This is a genomic window from Pedococcus sp. P2_A3 (assembly GCF_056405035.1).
Window position 1 is genome coordinate 101,611 of the sequence record NZ_JBFUCW010000011.1, and the last position, 22,193, is coordinate 123,803.

A 22,193-nucleotide genomic window follows, 5' to 3' on the forward strand; every position below is an offset into this window, starting at 1 on the left:
AACAGGACTCGCTGGTCATCGTCGTAACGAAGTCGCCCGAAGGCACCGAAGGCCACGGACGCGGGTCGGTCACTCGCCACGATCGTCGTCCCCGTTAGGTTCGTCGAGGCAAACTGAACGGACGCCATCAGAACTCGCCTCCGACCAGTCCAAAAGCGTGCGCCATGCCCGCACTAGCCACGGATTGGTCGGTGCGGCACCGGCTGGGAGATCGTCGTCGGGAGACATTTCCGCAGGTCAGAGGCGTACGGTGAGCCAACTCTTGAACGTTGGCTCGATGACGTACCAACGATAGCGAAGTTTCGTTGCATGCTCTGAGTGATGACGGTGCGGGTGGCTTGATAGGGCTGTAGGTTCGAGTCATGAGCATCTTGTCGGCTGCTGCCGTACTACCCTTGAATGCCGGGGGTGTGGCGTGGCTCACAGGGGCGACGAGCCCCGAAAGCGGTAGCGGCACCTCTTGACCCCGGGACCCGGACCGGACGGGAGAGGGTCCCGGAGCAGGCCGCCCACGCGTGCCAGATGTACGACGCGGCGAGGGGTGCAGCGATCGTCTGGGCCTTCACGTGGCTGTCGGCCCAGGAAGCGATTGAACGCGCAGAGGATTGCCAAGCCCGCTGCCGTTTCTCTCCCTGCCCAACTGCACCACGCCGGAGATGGAGGCAAACGGACCTCATGTCGGGTACAGACGCCGCAAGCCTGCCGGCCCCCGGACGAGCGGGCCTCTTCTCCCCCCGGTGTGCGCAGTCCACGTCGGCATGCAGAACATGCCGGGCTCGAGTCTCTGTGTCTCCACAATGGCCTGGGGTGTCGTGCCAGGCGCGACTCACTAGTGCTGGCGACCGTGAGGCGCCGGTGCCGTCCGCCCCTCTGGCCAGCGGCCAGAGCCCCTGATCCCACTGGCGCGCATAAAGATGTCGACCCTCCGCGTGGCGGGGAAGCCAACCTCCTGCGCGAAGAGCTGCGCATCGACTGCGTTTCGACGTGCGCGGGCGGGCACACCACACAACCCATCTGGAGAAGAATCGGTTCCCGGGGACCCCCTAGTGCTGTGTGACCTCACACCAGTAAATACGACTCTGCCCCGCCAACTCTTGGAGTGCCGCTCCGTCCCGATGCATTCCGGCCGTGGCGGCTCGACGTTGTCCAGATCGCAGAGAACGACGGTCGGCGCGGCGGGCCGCTCTACGAGTTCGCCGGCAGCCCCACCGCATGACTGCCAGTCCTGACCGCAAGCACCACAGTCACGTCGATGTGAAGCGCAGTCGCCCTCGCCCTCGCACCTCCCCCGCTTGGCTACCTTGAAGGTAGAACCAAGCACCGACAGGGTCACGGTGCCGGGACTTCCTCCCGTCCGCGTCGCCACGATGACGGTGTTGCCAACAGCGGAAAGCCCCCTCCGCCTCGAAAGGCGCGACTCACCTGCTGCTTACCGCCCACTATGGGCGCCTCACTCCCCCGACTAGGACGCCTCACCCCGCCCAGATAGGGCGCCCCACTCGTCCGCTGTGCGGCCTCAGTCCTGTCGCCTCAGCAGCATTCGCCGAGTGATACCTCAGGCATGAGCCCAGTGGCACCAACGCCGAGCGGTCGCGGCCCCTCGCGTCGCAAGCCATCAATCGCCATAGCTCCCGTTGGGTGCAACCCGGGGTACGAACGCCGAGCTTGCAAGCTGATCCGGACGTCTCTAGAGACCGAGCGGGTCGCACGAGATTACTCGCGACACAGGGGTCGCAATCGTCAGTCGAACTCGCCAGAGCGGGCGCCGAGGAGGGTGTCTATCGCAGCCGCAAATCCGGTTTTGCGTGGAGCGGAGAGAAGCCTCAGTTGCATCAGACTTGCCCTGTCGGCCTTGCTTATGCGCTGGTTCTTTCGGACCACGTAAGCGTCGAATGCGGAACGAAGTTCCACCATTCGACCATGCGCGGCGCCGCCGCTAGCAATAGCAACTCGCGCCGCGAGCGGGCCGTCGCCCATAATTCCACCGGCAAGCAAGCTCAGTGCAAGCGACGTTGCAGAACGATGAGGAGGTTGCTCTTGAAGCCGAGCCGCCACCAGGCGATTCACAAGCTTCTCGCGTTCACTTAACTGTGTAGCTGACGAGACCTTGGCTGCCATCTGGTCGACAGCGGCGCTCCCGATCCCGGCACCGCCAACGGCGCGAAGTGTTGCAATGTCGAGCCCGGATCCCTCGCAGTGAATCCATAAAGTTGTGCGCTCCTCGGGAGAGAGTTGAGCTGCATAATCTCCGAGCGCCTTGCGAGATACCGGTCTAGCGCCCACGACCTGGAGCGCGTCGGAGGCACTTGGCGTTAGAGCGAACCACGCGTCTGCTGTGGCGGCGTCGGTCTCGTCGGTGGTCGCGGCGAGGACTGCCCCAGCGTCTACTGACGCTCCAGTTGAGGCAGCAAGTGCCAAACGCACGCGGAGAACTGGCAAAGCAGGACCCGATCTCTCCAATAGCCGCTGCTCCATATCCGCAGCACTATTTGGTCTGAGCGACGGAATTCGACGAATCACCTCAGAGGTGACTTGGGGCGTTGCTTCTAAAGCCTCTACACCACGGAGAAGATCCTCCAACAGAACGCTGTCCGCGACCCCGTCGTCCGTCGCATGCCTGATCGACTCGACCGCTTCGTACAAGAGGTCGCGCAGGTCTGCCCCATCGCTGTCACCCCACGTGCTTTCTGACAGAACCTGCTGAACGGCGTCGATCACCGGCTGCGTAGCACCCGGGCTCAGTCGTGCGCCTAGCGCGGTGAGCGCCTGAGTCATCTTCTCGCGAACGCCAGCGTCAGCAGCAGGCGCCTCTTTGACAAGGCGCTGAAAGGCCCCAGCCACCATCTCAGGATTTGCCGCGGCGTCGGACAGGAATCCCGCCCACCAAGCCGAATCGCCTACCGGGGCATTCGTCATACCGAGTAGGGCATGGAGGTTCAGCCGCTCCGGGTCGGCCACGACCTCCAAAATGTCGTCTTCACGCTTGCGCACTATCGCTCGTACGGACTGCAATGTAGAACGTTGCCCGAACTCGAGAACGAGTGAGGAGAGGACCTCTGGATCGGAATTGCGTGACTCAACGGCTGTAAGCAACGCTGCATATCTGTCGGCCGCCGAGTCCGGACTTGGCGCCTCTTCATCAGAAGACGCCGCTGCCGTTTGGGCATCTGGTCGCGTGGCCCGCGCTGGAGCGGTGCTTCGCGATGTCGGAGGCAGCACCGGGGGCTGGTCAAGAGCGATCAAAGCGTCGTCAACAGCCGACGCAGCAGCGGCCCAAAGCGAGGCGGCGGGTTCGATGGGCAGGTCTCGAAGCGCGTCGTGCAGGGGGTCGGGGTACCGGAGATAGGCCGAAGAGAGAAGGTTGTGAACAATCGCTGCTCGGGCAGCGTTCGCAAGCAATAGAACTGGGGTCACCCGCGACAACATTCCGTCAGCTGCAAGTTCTGCGGCCGACTGTCGTTCAAGTAGTCGCTCGACCAAGTCCGAGCGCGTTCCCACAACACCGAGCAACAATGCTCCTGGCGTAGCCTCCCGCCGCCAGTCACCTTGCTCCAGTCCACTTAGGACACCCCCGGAAACCACCGGAGCGATGGATTCCAAGTCTTCGCGGTCAAGTCGCTCAGCAAGTCTGCATGCGGACTCAATAATGGTGCTACGGCCAGGGCCACGCTCCGCTTCGCTCTGTTGAACCAAAAGCCGGACACCGATGGCCATCGTGGAGGACGTCTGCTCCTCGAACGCTGCGACGACATCCGCCGGCGCCAGCTCAGCTGCGAAGTCGATGTAGTAGCCGAGGTCAGGGTCCGTCAGCCCTTCATCGTGGCCGGCGGACTGGAGGTAGAAGAGGTCCGGCCTGGGGTCTGGGATCCCCTGCGCAGCAACTTTGCGAAGGTATGTCAGCAGGTGTGCGTTCAAGGCAAGGTTCGCCTTATCGCGTTGCGCTCGTCCGTCCGCGCCATCGACGAGCAGCTCTCCAGACGGCTCGGCTACGTCGTCCTCGGCAGAAACGTCGTCTTTCGCATCGCTGTCTACTGTTGTTCGATATCCGGCGACCATTTTCTGAATTTGCCTAGACGCCGAAGAGCAGTCCTCCCCCCGGATGTACTCTAAGAGACGCGGAATGCGAACCAGATCAGAGGCGACGACCGGGAACTCCGTCTCCAGTACGGTAAGGCAAGCGATCTCGGAAGCCCTATTAATCCAATCAATGTTTCGCGCCTCGGCGATGCGAACGCTTGTCGCGTAGTTGTTTAGGAGCACCTTCACACGTCGTGGACTTCGCACGTGCACGGGCACTAACGCATATACAACACGAAGGAACAAGCGGTCGTCCTCTTCGGCGTCGCGCAGATCCGCCCACAGACCGCCCTGAGAATCGACAAGTCCCTGGGCGAATCGTGTTAGTGCCTGTGGCCGGAGGGGCGGCAAAGGAATCTGATGCTGAAAGATCTTGTCTAGGAAGGCGCCGGCCGTCGAGTAGTAGGGATCCTCACTTCGCACAGGGTTCGCTTGCGGAACGGCCTTGAGAGCGCGTTCCAGTACCTCACGGTCAGCGGCGACAATGAAGATGCACCCATCGACGTCCAGAAACGTCTTAAGATCAATAAGTGTTGCGACGACATCTTCTGGGCTGCACCTGTCGAGTTCATCGATGAAGACGACGAGGCGCTCGCCCTTGCCAACATCAATGGCTTGGCGGACGAGCTTTTGAAACGACGTGGTGAATTCATCATCTGTCTCGGGTGCACGATCATTAATCTTAACAACTGCCGATTCAAGGATCTTGGGTCCTATCAATAGGGCAGCGAAGGTTAGGCTCAGAACGGTGCCGATCGTGGTAATCGCTCCCCGCGCAGCACTTTGGTAACCGTGGCGGTTAACAAACCATGTGGCCGCCCACACGATCCCGAACCAGAGAGCGGTTATCAGGATCGCAAGAACTAGACCAACGAACAGCGACCGCCAGTTGGTTTTGAACCACGCCCAGAGATCCAGGCGCAAAGTTTCACGATCTCTAGCAAGTCTCGCGTCGAAGTCTTCACCTCCAAGCCCCACTTGGTCAGCAATGCTCCCCACAAAGTGTTTCTTGAGGGCTCGGCCGCCGTACTTCCATGCGTCGTATCTGGCGATCTTGACTGGCGCCCCAGAGGCCGTCATTCGCTCAGTGAGCAGGCCAAAGAAGCTGGACTTTCCAGACCCCCACGGGCCGAAAAGGGCAACGTTCACGGGGGGCGCCGCGTTCACGGCAAGTTCTGCGACTACCTTTGCTATTGCTCGGTGCTCAAAACGGTCCTGAGCAGAGTCCGTGAGCGCGGCATCGATGATGAGATCGACCCCGGCCGAAATGGTTGACGCATTCTTGGCTGGCACCTTCATAGCAACGCCATCCGCCACAGCGCGCCGCCGACTCCGTGGGTAACTCTCACTGACCCCCCTGATGACCAGACCCTCAGCTGCGTAACTTCCTTCGGGACACCCTAGACAGCAGGAGCGACACCCGTGAGCAAATCCGTATGCCTTCCGCCGCCGAGCCTGAGCTCGGGCTCGCCGTGGTCGCTAGAGAACGCGGGTTCGAACGCCTGCACGGCCACGGTGTCCTCGCTCCGGCGCGCGCTGACGGAGTCGGATGACGACTCAAGCGCCGCCAGATCTGCGGGGCGCCGGCGCTGGTGATGGAAGCAGGTCTCCCAATCGCGCCCGGTGGCCCCAGCGATTCACTCGCTGAGTCATACCGCCTTGTCCAATTACCAGCAACGGCACGTCGCCGCGGCTCGCGTGGTGGAGCTGTTCTTGTCGCGTCGGAGAAGTGAACGACCGAAACGCTTGTGCCACCTCCCGTTCCCTCCCCCCACCCCGAGATCGACAGACTGTCGGAAGCGCCATCTAGCATTGGCTCATGTCTAGTTGCACCGCGCCCGTCTACGGCCATAGGACGTCGACCGCGGTCGCGAGGTGCTCCGTCTGCCGATACCGCTCGCCTCGCCAACGTTCTCGCTTCTCCGAGGGCGGCAAGTCAGCCGCGCTCCTCCAAGAAATCCTGGACGGCGACAAGTCCGCCGAGCTCCTCCAGCACGCAATCGACGGTAATCCACCTCCGGTGGGGTGACAGGGAGGGCTGTCAGACGCGTCGTTGCGGATCTACGCGCTGCTCGACATCGTCGAGCTGGGATCCTGCGGGCGCGGGCCGTGTGAGCCTCGGCCGCGGCGGTCAGCCGCTCTTGGTCGCCTTCTTCGCGACCGCCTTCGCAGGCGTCGGAGTCAGTGGCGGAGGGGCTCCCAACAATACGGCCACAGCGTTCAGAATGGCTTGGCCGATAAAGAAGGAGCTGTGGCACAGCGATTCCGTGGCAGCCAGCGGTCGGCCCCGGCGACGACGATCTCCTTTCGCACGCACGTGCAGAAGGTCCAGTTCGTGGGCGATTTCATTCCTTGCAACGAAAAGCGGCTTGAGACCGACGATTTGGCTGGTAAGGCCCTTGCTGTCAATTCCAAGCGCAGCGGCCGTTCGGTGCACCTCTTCAGTCGATTGCAGACTGCTTCCGGTCAAGTCGTAGAGGTAGGAGGCCAGAAGCGAGTCACGAGGGGAAGGCGAGACCAACAATTGAGCAAGCGCGCCGGGTCGAACCTCGTCCGAACCCGATGACAGTTGCTTAGCCACGAACCTTTCGAAATTGTCGTGAGCTGACGGAGAGACTTCCAAAATGTGCGGTAGGGCTTCACGAATAAGTTGCTTCAGAGTCGCGTCCAGCCCGGCCGCAGCGAAGACAATCGCGGCTCGACAGAGATCCTGTTCTGCACCACTTGGTGCTCCGCCAGCGCTCTTCCCGCTGGCGGCTCGGAGGGTGTCCCGAACGACCTGCCTGGCATGCAGAACATCCTTGACGCTGTCGAAGGCCGACAACAAGAACCGCTGAGCCGCCTCAGTCGCCTCAACTGTTGTCGCCGGAGGCATCTCACTCAGTGTCATTTCGTCCCCCAAGAGTCAGCAACGGGTGACCGCACACTACATTCGCCTCGGCATGCGGACCTCCGGATTCGAGACGAAGGCGCCGTGACCGGCGCGGACCGCGTCTTACCGCCGCGATCTACCTTGTCGATCCCCTGGCAGGATTCGTCCGGTCATCGATGAAGAGGTCGGCAAGGCTTTTGGCGCCGGTCTGGGCGTGAAGGCACTCGTCGAGCAACTGCCGTTCGTTGCCCACGAGATCGACCAGCAGCGATATCGCAGGCTCGCTCGCGGCCGGACCCGGAACGATGAGAGTGCGACGATGGCGGTCCCACCCGACAGATCGGAACAGCCCATGCCCCTGCGGGCGAACGACTGTCTCCTCGGGTCGTGGCGGCCGAATTCGTCGCCCTCCCGCGGACAGGACGAGCGCTGCCACGTGCTTATGCTCGCCGAGGACGCCTGCCGCCAGGTCGGCCAACTCCCGCACCTGCGCAGCAAGTGGCAGCGAGTCGAACGGTGTGAGCGGCCCCAAGAGGCCCTGGTCTTCAACCCACAGCACAGCGGGTCCACCCCGAGCGGTCTGATCAGCCTTCTGGCGCAGGCGCCCCACAAGGCGGCGGCCCTGGTCGACCTCCAAGGCTGGGAAAATCAGGGTGGTCCCTACGCGGGCTAGCCCGGGACTGACATGAAGGGCGGTGCCGGTCGGGTGGGCCGTGGGCATCGTCTGCGGGCGTCCCGTCCGGGCCACTCGGCGCGAAAGTCGTTCGAGGCTGCGCCACCAGGCGTCTTCAGGTTCGACAGCCTCTGGTGGAACCTCTCCGCGGAAGTGGACCCGGTGTGTATGGCTGAGGTAATTCAGCCGTGCTGACGCGGCATCCCCGGCAGCCTTGCCGTCGGTCCAATCCTTGCCAGCGGTGACCGCGACGATTTCGATCGCTGCCTTGACAGCGCCCGCCCGCAAGACCACGTCGGCGAACGTGTCCTCCCGTTGAACTTCGAGCTCGACCTCGACACGGGCGCTCAGGCCCATGGCCGCCACGCGTGCCATACCCAGGGTGTGCATGAGCCGGTTCTCGCTGATGTTCCGTCGAGTGTCCTTGCGCATCCGGTTCGCGCCAGGTGGATCGGACGCCGCAACCGTGCGAAGCGTCGTGGCCCACGTGAGTAGGTCGCTGACGACCCCTTCTGGCCAGTACGGGTTCACTGGGCAGAACTTGCGCAGGGAGGGGGCGCCCGCTTCGCCGCCTCCGTCGTAGCCCAGGGCACGAGGAAGCCATCCGGGGGTGAAGTAGTCCTCCATAAAGGTGGCTGCCTCGGCGGCAACCTCCACTCCTTTGCCGGTGAGCGCTCCGCACTGTGCGACATCGCCGAACATGTCGGCCCAGGTGGGATTGCGCGCCCCTTCCCAGATGGACGTCCATACGGTTCGGTCTGCGTCGAGCATGTCCATCACCTTGCCGAATCGCCCCTAGAAAGTGAGCCAGTTGGTCTGCACCGGCCCGCGAAGCCGCGTCTTCCGGCACTTCGGACCAGGGTCATCAGTCGGCAGAGCTTCAGTCCAGTGCTCGCTTGGAACGATCAGCCAAGTTGAGCACCCAGTTCAGCACTCGCTCACCGGGTGTCATGTGCCAACTTGGGGAAACAATCGGACGACCGTCGTGCACTACATTCAGACACTGCTCAGCCATCTGGTCGCACACCATTGCCAAGCGATGCGCGGCGTTGAGTAGGTCACCGCAGGGCTCAGGTAGCTCGCGGTGATGGCGGCGTACTTCACTAGTAACCGCGATCACCCGTTGCAACCGGCGCCGCAACTCGCTGTCGCGGACGTGCAGCAAGGCCAGGTCCACATTGCGGTCTGCCCGGTCTGCTAGCTCAACAAGGCGGGCAGGTGACACACCGGCACCGCACCCGGGGCAAGCGCCATCGTCCGTGAGCGAGTCACGGACGTCGCGACTTGTGGCCAGCAGATCGTCAGCAAGGTCGATGATTCGCCTGTTGCTCTCGGCCGACCGCGCCGAGCGGGTGGACTCGCGAGCCGTCGCCCGGGCCGTAACCCATGACGAGAAGACGGCCACGACAAGAGAGGCGCCCACAGTCAGGGAGGCGTCAGCGAGGTTCATGCCTGAAAGGTAGAGGTCAGTACTGACACCGGCGGATCCGGCTTGCGCGCCACGCGCCAAGCCGCCTCGTTGGCACATCTCGGCACCAAGTGACGATGAAAACACATCGCTCTCCCTACGCTGGCTCATTGAGGCAACGGGGGAAGGGCGCAGGCGTATGACTCAGACGCAGCCGGGGGTCCTCGATGGAACCCATACTCCCTTCCCATCAGCGCAGTTGCGAGTCTGCGAGGGATGACCCAGCGCCTGGGCCAGGCGCGTTCGGACCTGCGGGATGCCCTTGTATACGCGCAACGCGCGAGATGCGTCATACCGCCGCGAGCCGGACGCTGGCATGTTCGATCGGACTGGTGGCCCATGTCCACCGAGAGCGAAGGTGGTCGGCCGGGGCATGGGTTCCTAGAGTGATGACATGACCGACGACTGGGTCACTAGCACCGCCCGACGGCTAATCGATGACATCGACGCGCGCGCCCTCGCCGAGGAAGCTGAACAGCCGCATTCCGTCATCGCGTACGACCCGATGACGCAGTCATATACCGTGACCGGCCCGTACGCCGATGCCCGTTTGGCCACACTTGAGGCTGAACGGATCAAGGTTCAGCTCAACGGGGCAGCTGGACACCCCGACTACCCACCGATCCAAACTTGGATTGCGATGCATTTCCCACCACGGACGCTGTAACAAGAGCTGAGGCTCGCCCGGTTGGGGATCCGGACGGGGTCAGTGCGCGGGTGACCCGACGCAGCCTTGGTCCCGGCAAGCCGCGACCTGACGCCAAGCCCAACATGCATCAGCTTCTGTGTCGTTCCATAGACCGCGCAGCGACGGAGCGGTTCACTGACCGAGGGAAGAGCGTTTATCCGCCGCCTGTCGGCCGGTTGCGACCGTCCGCGAATGCGGATGAGCGGCCATCGGTGGAAGGACGGCCCTGTACGGACCGCAGCTCAGCTGACGTACTCAGAGCGGTGTCAGAGCCTGCCTGGCCCAGATCAAGGCCCTGATCGAAGGAGCGCCGAGCCCCGTCCTGGTCCTCCCCCAGCGACCTGTCGCGTCGCGATGTTGCTCTCGGGGCCCTCCAGGTCTCGACAGGCCGTTCCCTCGGTGCCCTGGTTGGGGAATGTGGCGCGACGCTCCCGTCGACCACGGCTGGCCGCATCAATGGCGTCGGCGCCAACGGCCTGCCGGGCGTTCACGAGGCCCATGTGCTCGCTGGGGGTCTGCCACCGCTCCTCAAGGTCGCGTAGGCGCGCTCGGCGGTCAACCGCCGCGGACTTAACGCCCCAGCAGGCGAGGTCTGCTACTGGGAACCGCACACCGTCGATTGGACACCGATCGGGGCCGGGCACAGGTCGTTCGTCGCTTGGGCCCTCGGACTCCGTAGCTGACTTCTACTCGTTCACTGCGATGGCCGGGGCGGGAGGGAGAGGTCGATGCACTTGCACCGTCGGCCGCAAATCTACTGAAGTGACGCACGGTCGCGAGCGTTGTGAGCTGGGGCCGGGTCAGCCTTCCCATTCGAGGTAGGCGGGCCTCAACCCCAGTTCAGCCAGTGCCGCATAGACCCTGTGCACGTCGGAGACAATGTCAGCCAAGGCTTCGTGCACCGTCCCGTCCTCGGAGTCATCGTCTTCCCGGATGAGCCGAACGTCCTGTGCAGTGCGCCTCAAGGTGTTCATGGCGCGGTACTCCAGGAAGCCCATGGCCTCCTCGAGCGCGGGCACTTGCTCGACGGACAGCTTGCGACTGGCGCTCAAGGGCTCTCCTTGCGATTCGGGCCGGGGTCTTGGAACAGCGACGCGAGGAGCCTACTCACAGGATGTCGGCGTTGCTTCCAAGGGCTCAGCGGTCCTGCCGTGGCACCTAGGGACGACGAGGAGCACGCTCACCCGAAGGGGGCGGGGACAGTTCTCACACCGGAAGTCGCCAATGCCACACGAAACGCGTCGGTGTCCAACACCGACGCGCGGCTAACGCGTCCCCCATTCCTTGCCGACCGCCGCCTTATAGGGACGAAGGCACAGCGGGGCGCGCACCTCGTCGGGAAGGACCGGGGATACCCAGTGCAAGACTCCACGGGTGACCAACACTCCCGTGACTACCCGTGCGGTGTTCCTGGATGTCGACGGTGTCGTCTCACTCATAGGCGGCACTGACGGCCCATGGGGGGACGAGGTCGTTGCGGGCGATGTCTCGGGTCCGGTGCTGGTTTCGCCAACGCTGTGCGCTCGGCTCGACGCGTTGAGCCAGGTGGAAGGCGTGTCGTGCGTTTGGTTGACGAGCTGGAGCGCAGAAATGCGTGCTCGTGTGCATCCATTTCCTGGCAAGTACTGGGCCGAGGTGCCGGGGCCAGTCGGCGAGTTTCTGGGCGAGGATGAGTGGTGGAAACTCGCTGCGCTAGAGGCGTGGCTGGATGGTCAACGTGAGGTGCGCGATCTCGCGTGGTGCGACGACCATCTTCTCGGTGATCGACCCGCTGCAGCACGACGCAACCTCGACTCCCGTGGAGTGAGACCCCTGCTCCTGGCCCCACGGACTGAGGTCGGACTAACCCCCGAGCACATGGACCAGCTGGATGAGTGGGCCAGCGGGTAACCCTTTCTAGTGAGGGAAGACTCTAAGTTGCGTAGTACCTGCATCAAGCCGCGCTCACAGCCCCCAGCCCCCACGGCCCCGAGCCGCACCGAGGGCTCTGTCTGATTGCTGGTGCCATGGTTCCTTCGTTGGCGGATAGGGGGTCACGCGGGAGCGATGAGGCGCCGGCTTTCGCACAACCCCGTCAGCCACCTACGGACACAGATTTACCGTGGCATCGAGGGCCTCTAGGGCGTCGATGGCGCGTTGGACCGCTTCTTGATGGTTGACGTCCGGCGCCTCGTCTGGCCTGTGCTGTGCCGCCGTTCGACTGTCGCAGTTGACGCAGTAGACGTCGCCCACGCGGGCGTGGGTGCTGTAGCCCTCGATTTCTAAGGCCACGTCGTCGGGGTTGATGGCGATGAGTGCTGAGATGTCGACTTCGATGCGGAAGTCGGGGTAGCCGCACGGGCAGGTTGGGGTCTGGTCGTTCATTGGGTGCTCCTTGGCTCCTTGAGAAGTACTGGGTGGTTCGTGCTCGGGCAGGTCAGGCGACTGCTGCCACTTGCCCCACATCGGCAGGGGTCTGGGTTTGGTTGACCGCGTCTATGCCGCCGGGTACGGATTCAGCCACGCTGGAAACCAACGTCGTCAGGAGCGCGATGAGCGCGCTCTCGTTGGCTGCGCTGGATTCGAGGACGATGCGGCCGTCTGGCTGGCGGGTGATCCGGAGGCCAGGGTCTCCGCTCGTTGAGGCAGGCAAGGACGGTGAGATCGAGGTGCTCACGGCATCTGACGGGGTGGAGCCCAGGGGGGTCCCATTGAGCGTTTCCGGAGGGGGTCCCACTTTGGCGACCGGTGGTCCCACAGGCCGGGTCCCCCGGCTCTTATTGGGGGCGACCTCGTAGACGTTGGCACGTCGCCGCTTAGAGCGGGGGCCGCTGGGGGCGCCTCGCTCCGCGAGGTTAAGAAGACCGCGATCGATGAGTCGCTTCAGGGCGTTCTTGGTAGTGCGCTCCGGAAGCCCTGTGGCGGCCTCGACCTCGCGCCAAGGAAGGGTGACCCTAGTCATGCCTCGGCTGACCATTTGCTCGGCGGCGTAGCGCAGGACGGCGCGATCAGAGCCTGAAAGGCCGTTGTCGTGATCCTCGACGGCGGCGAGGGCCCGCGCTGACCGCTGCTCGACCTCCTCGGTGAGGGCGTCGCGGTCCCACGGGGGTGTGCTGGTGCGGTTGGCCCAGGCTTGGTCCCATGCGTAGTTGAGGGCTTGCCGCACTCCCGCGCGGGTTTCCGGGGCACCGGAGCTCCTGCGCAGTTGGGTGCCGAGGAGTCGCTTTCGGTCGAGGATGAGCGCTTCCCATTCCATGATTGACCAGTTGCGGTGTTGGGCGCTCATGGCTGTGCTGATGAGGGCGCCGACGACGGCGGGGTTTCCGGACTGCCAGAGTTTGCGGGGGGCGACACCGTCGGTGATGAGGTCGATGGCCCAGCCGGGCAGTGCGCGGGTCGTCTGTGCGCCTCTGCGTTCTGAGGAGAGGGTGGTGGTCCGGACGGTTGGGTTGGGGTCTGTCGTCTTCTTGGTTCTGTGGGACCTGTCGTTGGGCAGGGGCTTCGTGGGGGACTGGGGGGTCGAATCAGTGCTCGTTTCAGCGTTCATGGTCTTCTTATCGGCGCGATCGCGGGCGACCTGTACCTCGGACCCTGTGAGGCGGCCGATGCGTCAGGAACGAGCGACGTGGGCGTGTCTGACAGGCGCGTGCGGCCCAGGGATCGGCCTGCCGATAGGGCATGGGACCAGTCGACTCAGCGATGCCTCTAGGAGTGCCTCATGACCGCCCACGACAACTGCCACGACATCAGCCCCGACTTCGAGGCGCTGCCGGACCCTGAGTAGTTCTGGTTCTTCTGTGGGGACCGGCGTGCCAGCACTACGTGCAGTTCGAGTCCTCCGGGTGGTGGGACGAGGAGGATCTGGCATTTGGGCCCGACCCGGACTCGGCGTGGTTGGAGGCGGCGATCCCGCACTGCGGGCATTCCGCGGAAGAGCAGGGGCCCATCCGGCTCACGTTCGCCCTTGCTGGTCGATATGAGGCATGGCGGATCATGGAGGATTTGGACGAGGCGCGTTGCCCGGAGAGCCGCACGTCCTCTTCGTAGAGGACGGTGCTCGTCGCTGCGGTCGATGCGCTAGACCGTGACGACCTCGGTTGCGTAACGGGCAAGAGTGCGGCTCACGTACTGGGGAGACTTCACAGCGACCGTGACGTTCGCCCTCCGCGCCAGTGGCCAGAAAGCGTGGTCGCCACTAGCGACCACGAAGTCTTGTATCCCAGCGTGCCGTCGGAGCCAGCCGGCGGCGTTGAGGAGTTGCGCGTCGGCCGCATCTCTTCGCGCACGCGCAGGAAGGAGGACGAAGCCAGCCATGAGCAGCGTGCCCTGACGCTGCCGGAGCACGGACGGCCGCCCGGATGCGAGTTGGTAAGCGTCAGCGCCGGCAAGCGCCGTGAGGGCTGCGGCGGTTTCACGAAGGCCTGCGATGCCGGGGTCCACGTTGTCGAGATCCCAGAGGACGACGGTCGGCGGAGGGTGAGGGCTGCTCGCGCAGCGCCCGCCGCCGCACACCAGCCAACGTCGGCGTGCCAACTCGGAGCGGGCTTCGTCCACTGCGCACCCTCCATGTCGTGACCGTGTGCTCGACGTTAGGGACTAGCACCGACAACGCTGACCGCCTAGGTAGACGGCCCGGCGCGTGGACGGATTCCGTCCGGGCGGCCATCCCTCTAGTCCGAAGGCTGAACGTCAGCTCGATGCTGCTCAAGACGCCTAGGGGACGATGCGCATGCTCTTGTCGACCCCGGGCGCCACACACGTCGAGATGTGGTCCCTGGTCCGAACCAGTTCGAAATACTGAGCGTGAGCTACGGCATGTCTGCCCGGAGGAGTCTCGCTAGCGCGGACTGAGAGCAATCGGGACCGAATGTGCCGAGAGTCGCCGCAACCATCAGTTAGATCTCCGTCCAGCTCACCGACCGGAGCCTGGGTGGAGCTCCTGCTGACGGTCGCAGATACTTCGGGGGGCCCCGGCCCTATGTTGTGTCTTCGAAGACGGCGTCCACCCATTTGAGGTCGACATCGTTGAGAGTCTTTGGTTGCCAACGGGGACTGTGGTCCTTGTCGATGACCTGAGCTCGAATGCCTTCTGCGAAGTCATGTCCTCGGAGGAGGAGGCGTCCGATACGAAACTCCTGGGCAAGTGCTTCCTCGAGGCGGGTCATCTCGCGGGCTGCTCTGAGGGCACGCATCGTGAGGACCAGGGCGGTGGGAGACCGACGGAGCATGTCTTCGGCCGTCCTGCGCGCTTCGGGCTCCGGTCGCTCGCGAAGGGCTTCGACGATGTCGGTCACGTTGGCGGCGCTGAACGCTTCCGCGATCCACGACCACGATGCCAGCCGGGAGGTTGGGGGCGTGAGGGCGACCTCGGCTATGGCATCCGCCACGGGACGCTCGGTCAGCAGATGGGTGAGGCGGGGAAGGGCGTGAGATGGGACGTAGTAATCAGCTAGCCCAGCAGCAATAGCATCTGCTCCATCTACGTGCGCGCCCGTCAAGGCGAGAAATGTGCCGAGCTGCCGCGGCGCGCGTGAAAGGAGCCAGGTCGCGCCGACGTCGGGAATGAATCCGATCTTGGTTTCGGGCATCCCGATCTTGGTGCGTTCAGTGACGACGCGATGCGAGCCGTGCGCCGAGAGCCCAACTCCCCCCCCGAGGACGAAACCGTCCATGAGTGCCACGTAGGGCTTGGGGTAGTCCCCTATAAGTGCATTGAGCGCGTACTCGTCGCGCAAGAACTTCTCCGAGGCTGTGCCGCCTGCGGTGAGGGCGTCGCGCCGGACCGCAATGATGTCGCCGCCAGCACATAGCCCTCGGTCGCCGGCGCCTCGGATGACGACAGTGGCTACAGCGTCGTCTTCTGCCCAGCGGTTCAGTGCCTGGGTGAGGTCGAGGACCATGACATGGTTGAGCGCGTTGAGCACCCTGGGCCGGTTGAGGGTTAGAACCCCGGCGGATCCGCGGCGTTCCACCGCGACGAGCGACTCGGTTCCCTTCGTCCTTTGCAGACTCATATCAATGTCCTACCGCGAGCGAGCCTGAGTCGGGAGATCGCCCGACTCTGGTGTTGATCAGGGCGCAAGTGTCGGGATCGTGCGGCACTGCCCGGCCAGTTCGGCGAGGGTCTTGAGGCCCGTCGTCGGCGAATGCCGCGATGGACAGCACCAATCGGCATGGACTGCGCATGGGGCAGTTGCTCGTTCGACAATTCGAGGACGTACACGCCGGCCGTACGGCGGTTTTCGACGAGCACGTCGGCTGAACGGCCCAAATAGGTGACGAAGGCCCTGCCCCCTCCCGCCTTTACGTCCGCGCTAACGGACTCCCTGTCGCGAGAACAGATATGGGAGAACGCCGAGTTCTCCGCGCCTTCTGCTCCGACCCGGGAAAACCACGCCCGCGGCACAACGCCCGCGAGTTCTCGCTTGATCACCCGGGGGGTGAGGACGCCTGGCATCATCCGCGGGGGTGTCCCCTGAGCGCTCTGCCGGGCTCGATGACGGTCACGTCCTCCAGCCCTCCTCGGCGGGCTGACAGAGGTGGGTCACCGGACCTGGTGAAGTGTAGGTCATCAGACTCCCAGTTCAACGGAGACGTGCTTGTGCCTGGTGTAGCTGTCGATCATGCCTTCGAGAGAGAACTCACGGCCAAAGCCGCTCTGCTTGCTGCCGCCGTAAGACTGGCCAAGAATCTGGCCGCCGCCCTTGTTGATCTGGATCCATCCAGCGTCGAGGGCGTGCGCAGTGCGCAGGCCCCGGACTATGTCGCGTGTCCACACGAACCCCGCTAGGCCGTAGTGCGTCTCATTGGCCATGGCGATGACATCGTCAAGGTCGCTCCACGGGATGATGCAGACGACAGGTCCGAAGATCTCCTCCGAGGCTATCCGCCAGTCGTTGGCGACGCCGGCGAATACAGTGGGCTTGACGTAGAGGCCCTGGGACAGTGGGCCGCCCTCGTCGGGCATGCCGCCCAGGACGAGGCTGCGAGGGTCCCGGGCGATGCCGTCGCCGATGTATTCGCACACCGTGTCGTACTGACGCTGGTTGACGATGGCGCCGAGGTCGCTGGACTCCTCCAGAGGGTCGCCGACGTTGAGCTGGCCGAGTTTGCCGGCGAACTTCTCGACGAACGAGTCGAACACGTCGGTATGAACGAAGACACGCGACCCGGCTGTGCAGGACTGGCCCGCGCGAAAGAAGCGCATGCCGTTGATGACACCTTGGATCACCCAGTCTTCGTCTGCGACGTCAGGAAACACGATCTGCGGGCTCTTGCCGCCCAGCTCCAGCGAGACGGGCACGATGCGCTCCGAGGCCGCCTCCATCACGCGCTGACCGACTCTGGTGGAGCCGGTGAAGCTAAGCTTCACCACGCCCGGGTGGGTAATGAGCGCTTCGCCAGCCTCCGCGCCRTAACCGGTGATGACATTGAGAACGCCCGGAGGGAAGAACTCCTGACAGATCTTGATAATCTCCAGGACCGCGAGGGGCGCCTCCTCGGCGAGTTTCAGGACGACGGTGTTGCCCGCCACCAGCGCCGGGGCGATCTTCAGCATCGACAGCATGATGGGCGCATTCCAAGGCACCACTGCACCTACGACGCCAATTGGCTGGCGCAGCGAATAGTCCAAGGAAGCATCGCTGATCGGGATGGTTGCCCCTTTGAGCTCGCTGGCCACCCCGGCGAAGTATCGGAAGCAGTCGGCGACGAATGCCGTCTCGCCGCGTGTCTGAGTGCGTAGCGCGTTGCCGTTTTCGCGCGAATTGACGCGAGCAATCCGCTCGACGTGCGGCTCCATGGCATCGGCGGCTCTTCGGAAGCTCTCTGCCCGTACCCGAGGCGGGGTGCTGCGCCAGGCCGTGAATGCCGCAGTCGCAGCTTGAACGGCCAGGTCGACGTCCTCGGCGTTGGCTCGTGGGACGCGGCCCACCACCTGAAGATCGCGGGGGCTGATGACGTCGATCCATTGCCCCCCAGCGGACTCTGTCCACCGGCCGTCCACGAACATGAGCGTATCGCTGGCCACCAGGGCGCGCGTGTCCATACTCGCGATGAGTTTGTCCGGCATGACGGCTCCTTGGTTGGTGTTCTCAAAACAGGTCCGCCCAGGCCACGGACCGGGCCGTGTCCCCTCGGAGCCTTTCATTGCGCCGCGCTGGGACGGCCAGCTGGCTTCTCGTAGCCTCCGAGCGTCCTTAAGCGCTTCCGGGCTTAGCCTCCGGCGAAGATGTTGATCAGGACAGTTCGCTGGACCTTGCCGCTCGACGTCTTCACAGGTGACCTTCGCCCGCGACTGCTGCGCTCAAGACGCCGTCGAATGAGCGACCACGAGCCCCTAGCCGCTCAACATGTGAGGTCTCTAGGGCTCATCGAGCGGCGGCCTGCACCGCTTCTGCGAAGCGGGCTGGGTCAACCACGTGGGCGAAGTGATCCATGCCCTCCAGGTATGTGATCGATGCCGTCGGGATAACGTCTACGAGTGCCTGCGCGGACGCGTACAGGAACGGCGTTGTCTCGGTTCCGGCGATTACGTGCGTCCTGGCCGTAATCGACGAGTAGTGGGTCAGGTCATCGCCGAGTTTGTCGATCTGCTCCAGTTCCCGGGTCCAGGTGGGGCTGAGCTCCACCAGACTTGCCCACATGGGCGTCTCTCGTAGGGCAGGAATCTGCTCCGGAGGTACCTGAACGATATTGATCACAGCGAATTCGATGGCCTTATCGTAATCGCCGGACGCAATGAGCTGGCGGTACGTGTGCAGTGCGTCGCCGACGACTGGCCCGTCCACGGCGAGCGGTGGCTCGAAGAGTAGGAGTGTTCCGTCGACGGGATGCCGCTCAGCATAGGCCAGCGCGCACAACGCGCCGTAGGAGTGGCCCATCAGGTTGGCTCCCGGGCCCGCGATCGCCATGACAGCTGCGATGTCCTCGGCCTCCGTAGACAGGTCGTAGCGGATCGCGTCCCCGCTTCGTCCGCGGCCTCGCCGGTCCATCACTAGACACGTGAAGTCTCGTGCTAGGTGTTCTGTCGCGGGAATCCAGTTGTCAGACACTGCAACGCTGCCGTGCGTAATGACTAGCGCCGGCCCCACGCCACGGCGGAAATAGCCGATAGGGGTGCCGTCGGCCGACGTTGTGGTCTCCAGCGAGATGTCGTGTGTCATTGCGGGAACTCCTTGTGTGTACGAGGATCGACAGGTACTTGGGGCAGCGAACGTCCGGTGTTACGGCGTGAATTGCTTGTTAGTGGTTGGACTCTTGAGGAGATCACACTTTTCCATCTCGAACGCTGGCTTCACTTCGGGAACACTCTCGAGGACCCTGAACCCGTTTTGGCCGTCGGTTTCGGCGATGCTGACCGGCTGGACGGCGTGATGGCTGCCAGGGTCAATCGTCACGGCGCCGCTGGGCCCGTCGAAGGAAACGCCTCCAGCTTCAAGGACCTTCGTCACGGCCGTACGGTCAGTCGTTCCCGCCTTCTCGACTGCCTTGGCCCATAGCTGCATGCCATTCCACGTCGCCACGGCAGAGTCGGTGACCAGGCTCGTCGCTTTTGCTCCGTATTGCTTTTCGTAAAGCTTCAGGAATGAGCTGTTGGCCTCCGACTGAATCTGCGGAAAGTAACCGTATGCGACGAAGATGTTCTTGGACTCCTCCGGGGTGAGGACCTGCTGCTCGCCACTCAGCCCAAACGCCGTAGAGGCGATGGGGACACTGTTGCTAAGCCCGGCGGCGGAATATGCCCGGTAGAAGGCCACGTGATTGGTTCCCACTAGAAACGAAAATACCAAGTCTGGCTTTAGGCGTTGGATTTTCGAAATCACGGACCCGAAATCGGAACTTTGCAATGGGACAAAGTCTTCCCCCAAAACTTCTCCTCCAGCGGCATCGGCGTACCGCTTGGCCCATGCGGCAGCAATATGGCCATAGTTGTAATCCGCTCCGACGATGTATACCTTCGGGCCATATTTCTTGATCATCCACGGCACAAGTGGTGCGAGGTTTTGAGAGGGAACCGTTCCCGTCGCGAAAAGGTCCTTGTCGCAAACCCCACCCTCATACAACTCGTTGTAGAAGTAGAGGATCTTATTCTTGTCAAAAATGGGGCGGATCGCCTCCCGTGCGGCACTGCCAATGCCAGCCATGGCGACGTCGGCATGGTCTTTGATCGCCAGTTCAGTAGCAAACTGAGCATATTTCGCCTGGTCGGATCCCGAGTCGTAGAACTTCAGTACGACCTTCTTGCCCAATATCCCGCCTTGAGCATTCCATTCGCTCACGGCCAGCTTTTGAGCGTTGTAGACGGCTTGTCCAGCTACACTTGCGAAACCGCTCACATCGAGCACGCTGCCAATCACGATCTCCTTCTTGCTCGCGGATCCGCTCGCGCCCGTCCCCCCGCAGGCGGTGGTTGTGACCACTAGAAGCAATGTGGACGCGAAAACGCCCGCGCGCCGAATCGGATGCCGCATTATGAAACTCCTGAATGTTAGGCGTTGATGGAATGTCGGCGGGCCTCGCGCCGCGATTTTCTGCTGAGTCAGGCACACTTCACAGCCGACTGCGCAAGCGCCACAGGCGTCGCCGTGCGACTCTGATTCGCAGACACTGGCTGAGTCTCATAACAACGGTCCAGAGGGACTTGAGCACGAGCCGTGTGCACGTTTGCACATCGCGCAGGGTCCTCCGTTCGACCGGCACTCTGGGGAGCGTTGTGTACGGCCCACGGACCTCAGGGATCCACGGCGATGAGCGCGCTCGCGGTAGGGCCCACTGCACTTCATCGACGTGGTGAAGGCGAGGGTGTCGGGGGGCCAATTCGCCACCTTTGCCTGGACACTGAAAGGGGCCTGCCGGCGCGGACGCGTCTGCGTCCGGTTGGCGCAACTCGAAGTGCAATGTTCCCGGCACACATCAAACGGCGGCATTTGGGAGAACAGACACGTCACGACAAGCCGGCGGTAGCTGAGCGCCACCAGCTCAAGAGGTGCCCGGACATCAGTCCCTGTGCAGACGTGCACAGAGAAAGTGCGGCATTGCCTCTGGACCCGACCTCTCACCCACTGCAGTGTTCCCAGCACGCGGGCGACGACAGTCGGACGCTCAGCCTGTTCGTGCCCGTCATGAGTCCGTTAAAGGAGAAGTCGCCATCAACCACACTTTTGCACGCGTCAGCGTGATCGCGTCTGCCGCACTGGCCCTCAGCATCGCCGCATGTGGCTCGCCTAGCGCTGAGGGGCCAAGCACCAAGAATGAGATCGTAATTGGAAGTATCTTGGACGTGAGCGGCATCCAGAATGTCTCCGGTCAAGCAATGTATAACGCTCAGAAGTTGGCCGTTAAGCAGTGGAACGCCGGCGGTGGTCTTCTCGGCAAGAAGGTCGTACTGAAATTCTATGATGCCCAGTCGGACCAGGCGAAGTACTCCCAGTACGCAACGCAGTTGGCTACTAGGGACCATCCGGACGTCGCTATGGCAGGAATCAACAGTGCGTCACGGGAGGCGATCCGACCCATCTTCGACAGGAACAAGGTTCTCTACTTTTACAACGAGCTGTACGAGGGTGGCGTGTGCGACAAGAACACTTTCGCAACTGGCAACGTCCCGTCACAGGGGCTCGCGGCGCTCGTCCCGCACATGATCAAGAAGTACGGTCCCAAGGTCTACATCGCCGGAGCTGACTACAACTACGGTCAGATTGCCAGCGAGTGGGCCAAGCGTTACGTCGAGGCGGCCGGCGGGACAGTGCTCGGAAAGGACCTCGTCCCACTCGAAAGCTCCGACTTTAGCACAGTGATAGACCACATTCAGAAGGCCAAGCCCGACGTCGTTTTCTCCTTCCTAGTCGGCTCGAACCATACGGCCTTTTACCGCGCCTACGCTGCAGCCGGCCTCAACCAGCACATTCCAATCGGTTCAACCGCGTTCGGCCTTAGCGGCGAGCAGCAGGTGCTCACCCCTCAGGAGTCCAAGAACATCACGGTGGCTTTCGGGTACTTCCCTGGCATCGCAACTCCGGAGAATGCGGAGTTCCGAAAGCTCTACGAGGACGAGTACGGCGCCAAGGCCCTGGCCTCGATGACCGACTCGGCGGTGACCATGTGGAACGGCCTTCACCTGTGGGCGGAGGCAGTGAAGACGGCCGGAACCACTGACCGTAAAGCGGTCACCAATGCGCTCGAGTCGGGTCACATCTCCTTTGACTCCCCGAGTGGTGAAGTGGCTATCGACCCCGGCAGCCATCATGCCATCCAGTCCATCACTCTGGCGGAGACGGACGGCACCAATGGGTTCAAGGTTCTTGAGACTGTCCCGGCAGTGAAGCCAGCGTTCGAGATGGAGAAGTGCAACCTCGTGAAAGACCCGACCATCAATAAGCAGTTCACACCCTGATGGCCGGATCCGAGGCGGACCGCTTTCCCTTAAGAAATGGGT

General features: G+C 63.2%; 15 protein-coding genes. 3 read left to right on the forward strand and 12 right to left on the reverse strand.

Going from position 1 to position 22,193, the window contains the following annotated elements; all coding sequences use genetic code 11:
• Positions 1–1,740 precede the first annotated feature (1,740 nt).
• From AC1DX8_RS10855 to AC1DX8_RS10870, 4 genes are all read right to left on the reverse strand, one after another.
• Positions 1,741–5,376, reverse strand: a complete 3,636-nt coding sequence (locus tag AC1DX8_RS10855) for a P-loop NTPase fold protein (RefSeq protein WP_477629938.1) — start codon at positions 5,374–5,376, stop codon at positions 1,741–1,743.
• An 832-nt stretch (positions 5,377–6,208) separates the two neighbouring features.
• The gene (locus AC1DX8_RS10860; protein WP_477629939.1) at positions 6,209–6,967 is read right to left on the reverse strand and encodes a hypothetical protein; all 759 of its coding nucleotides are present in this window, start codon (positions 6,965–6,967) and stop codon (positions 6,209–6,211) included.
• A 118-nt stretch (positions 6,968–7,085) separates the two neighbouring features.
• Complete coding sequence (locus AC1DX8_RS10865; RefSeq protein WP_477629940.1) at positions 7,086–8,393, reverse strand: hypothetical protein; 1,308 nt, start codon at positions 8,391–8,393, stop codon at positions 7,086–7,088.
• Positions 8,394–8,502: 109 nt separating this feature from the next.
• Entirely contained in the window at positions 8,503–9,072 is a 570-nt protein-coding gene (locus AC1DX8_RS10870; RefSeq protein WP_477629941.1) for a hypothetical protein, read from the reverse strand.
• A gap of 412 nt (positions 9,073–9,484) precedes the next feature.
• On the opposite strand from AC1DX8_RS10870, the gene AC1DX8_RS10875 reads away from it, so the two are divergent.
• Positions 9,485–9,757, forward strand: coding sequence for a hypothetical protein (locus AC1DX8_RS10875; protein ID WP_477629942.1), 273 nt, complete (start codon positions 9,485–9,487; stop codon positions 9,755–9,757).
• Positions 9,758–10,578: 821 nt separating this feature from the next.
• On the opposite strand, the gene AC1DX8_RS10880 is transcribed toward AC1DX8_RS10875, so the two are convergent.
• A complete protein-coding gene (locus AC1DX8_RS10880; protein WP_477629943.1) occupies positions 10,579–10,830 on the reverse strand; it encodes a hypothetical protein in 252 nt (83 codons plus the stop codon).
• A gap of 322 nt (positions 10,831–11,152) precedes the next feature.
• On the opposite strand from AC1DX8_RS10880, the gene AC1DX8_RS10885 reads away from it, so the two are divergent.
• On the forward strand, positions 11,153–11,668 hold the full coding sequence (locus AC1DX8_RS10885) for an HAD domain-containing protein (RefSeq protein WP_477629944.1): 516 nt from the start codon (positions 11,153–11,155) through the stop codon (positions 11,666–11,668).
• Between the two features lie 192 nt (positions 11,669–11,860).
• Here the strand turns inward: AC1DX8_RS10885 and AC1DX8_RS10890 are convergent, their stop codons facing one another.
• From AC1DX8_RS10890 to AC1DX8_RS10920, 7 genes are all read right to left on the reverse strand, one after another.
• Positions 11,861–12,142 carry a hypothetical protein gene (locus tag AC1DX8_RS10890; RefSeq protein WP_477629945.1) on the reverse strand — a complete coding sequence of 94 codons (282 nt, stop codon included), beginning with the start codon at positions 12,140–12,142 and terminating at the stop codon, positions 11,861–11,863.
• Between the two features lie 52 nt (positions 12,143–12,194).
• Complete coding sequence (locus tag AC1DX8_RS10895) at positions 12,195–13,304, reverse strand: hypothetical protein (protein WP_477629946.1); 1,110 nt, start codon at positions 13,302–13,304, stop codon at positions 12,195–12,197.
• 1,429 nt (positions 13,305–14,733) lie between these two features.
• Positions 14,734–15,771, reverse strand: coding sequence for an enoyl-CoA hydratase/isomerase family protein (locus tag AC1DX8_RS10900; protein WP_477629947.1), 1,038 nt, complete (start codon positions 15,769–15,771; stop codon positions 14,734–14,736).
• Entirely contained in the window at positions 15,768–16,217 is a 450-nt protein-coding gene (locus AC1DX8_RS10905) for a CoA transferase (protein ID WP_477629948.1), read from the reverse strand. Before AC1DX8_RS10905 ends, AC1DX8_RS10900 begins: the two co-directional genes overlap by 4 nt.
• Before the next feature lie 111 nt (positions 16,218–16,328).
• The gene (locus AC1DX8_RS10910) at positions 16,329–17,828 is read right to left on the reverse strand and encodes an aldehyde dehydrogenase family protein (RefSeq protein WP_477629949.1); all 1,500 of its coding nucleotides are present in this window, start codon (positions 17,826–17,828) and stop codon (positions 16,329–16,331) included.
• A gap of 298 nt (positions 17,829–18,126) precedes the next feature.
• Positions 18,127–18,921 carry an alpha/beta fold hydrolase gene (locus AC1DX8_RS10915; RefSeq protein ID WP_477629950.1) on the reverse strand — a complete coding sequence of 265 codons (795 nt, stop codon included), beginning with the start codon at positions 18,919–18,921 and terminating at the stop codon, positions 18,127–18,129.
• A gap of 60 nt (positions 18,922–18,981) precedes the next feature.
• Positions 18,982–20,178: a transporter substrate-binding protein gene (locus tag AC1DX8_RS10920; protein WP_477629951.1), complete on the reverse strand. Its 1,197-nt coding sequence runs from the start codon at positions 20,176–20,178 to the stop codon at positions 18,982–18,984.
• A gap of 755 nt (positions 20,179–20,933) precedes the next feature.
• Here AC1DX8_RS10920 and AC1DX8_RS10925 point away from each other — a divergent pair.
• Positions 20,934–22,151 (forward strand): ABC transporter substrate-binding protein, encoded by a 1,218-nt coding sequence (locus AC1DX8_RS10925; protein WP_477629952.1) that lies wholly within the window; start codon positions 20,934–20,936, stop codon positions 22,149–22,151.
• The last annotated feature ends 42 nt before the right edge of the window (positions 22,152–22,193 follow it).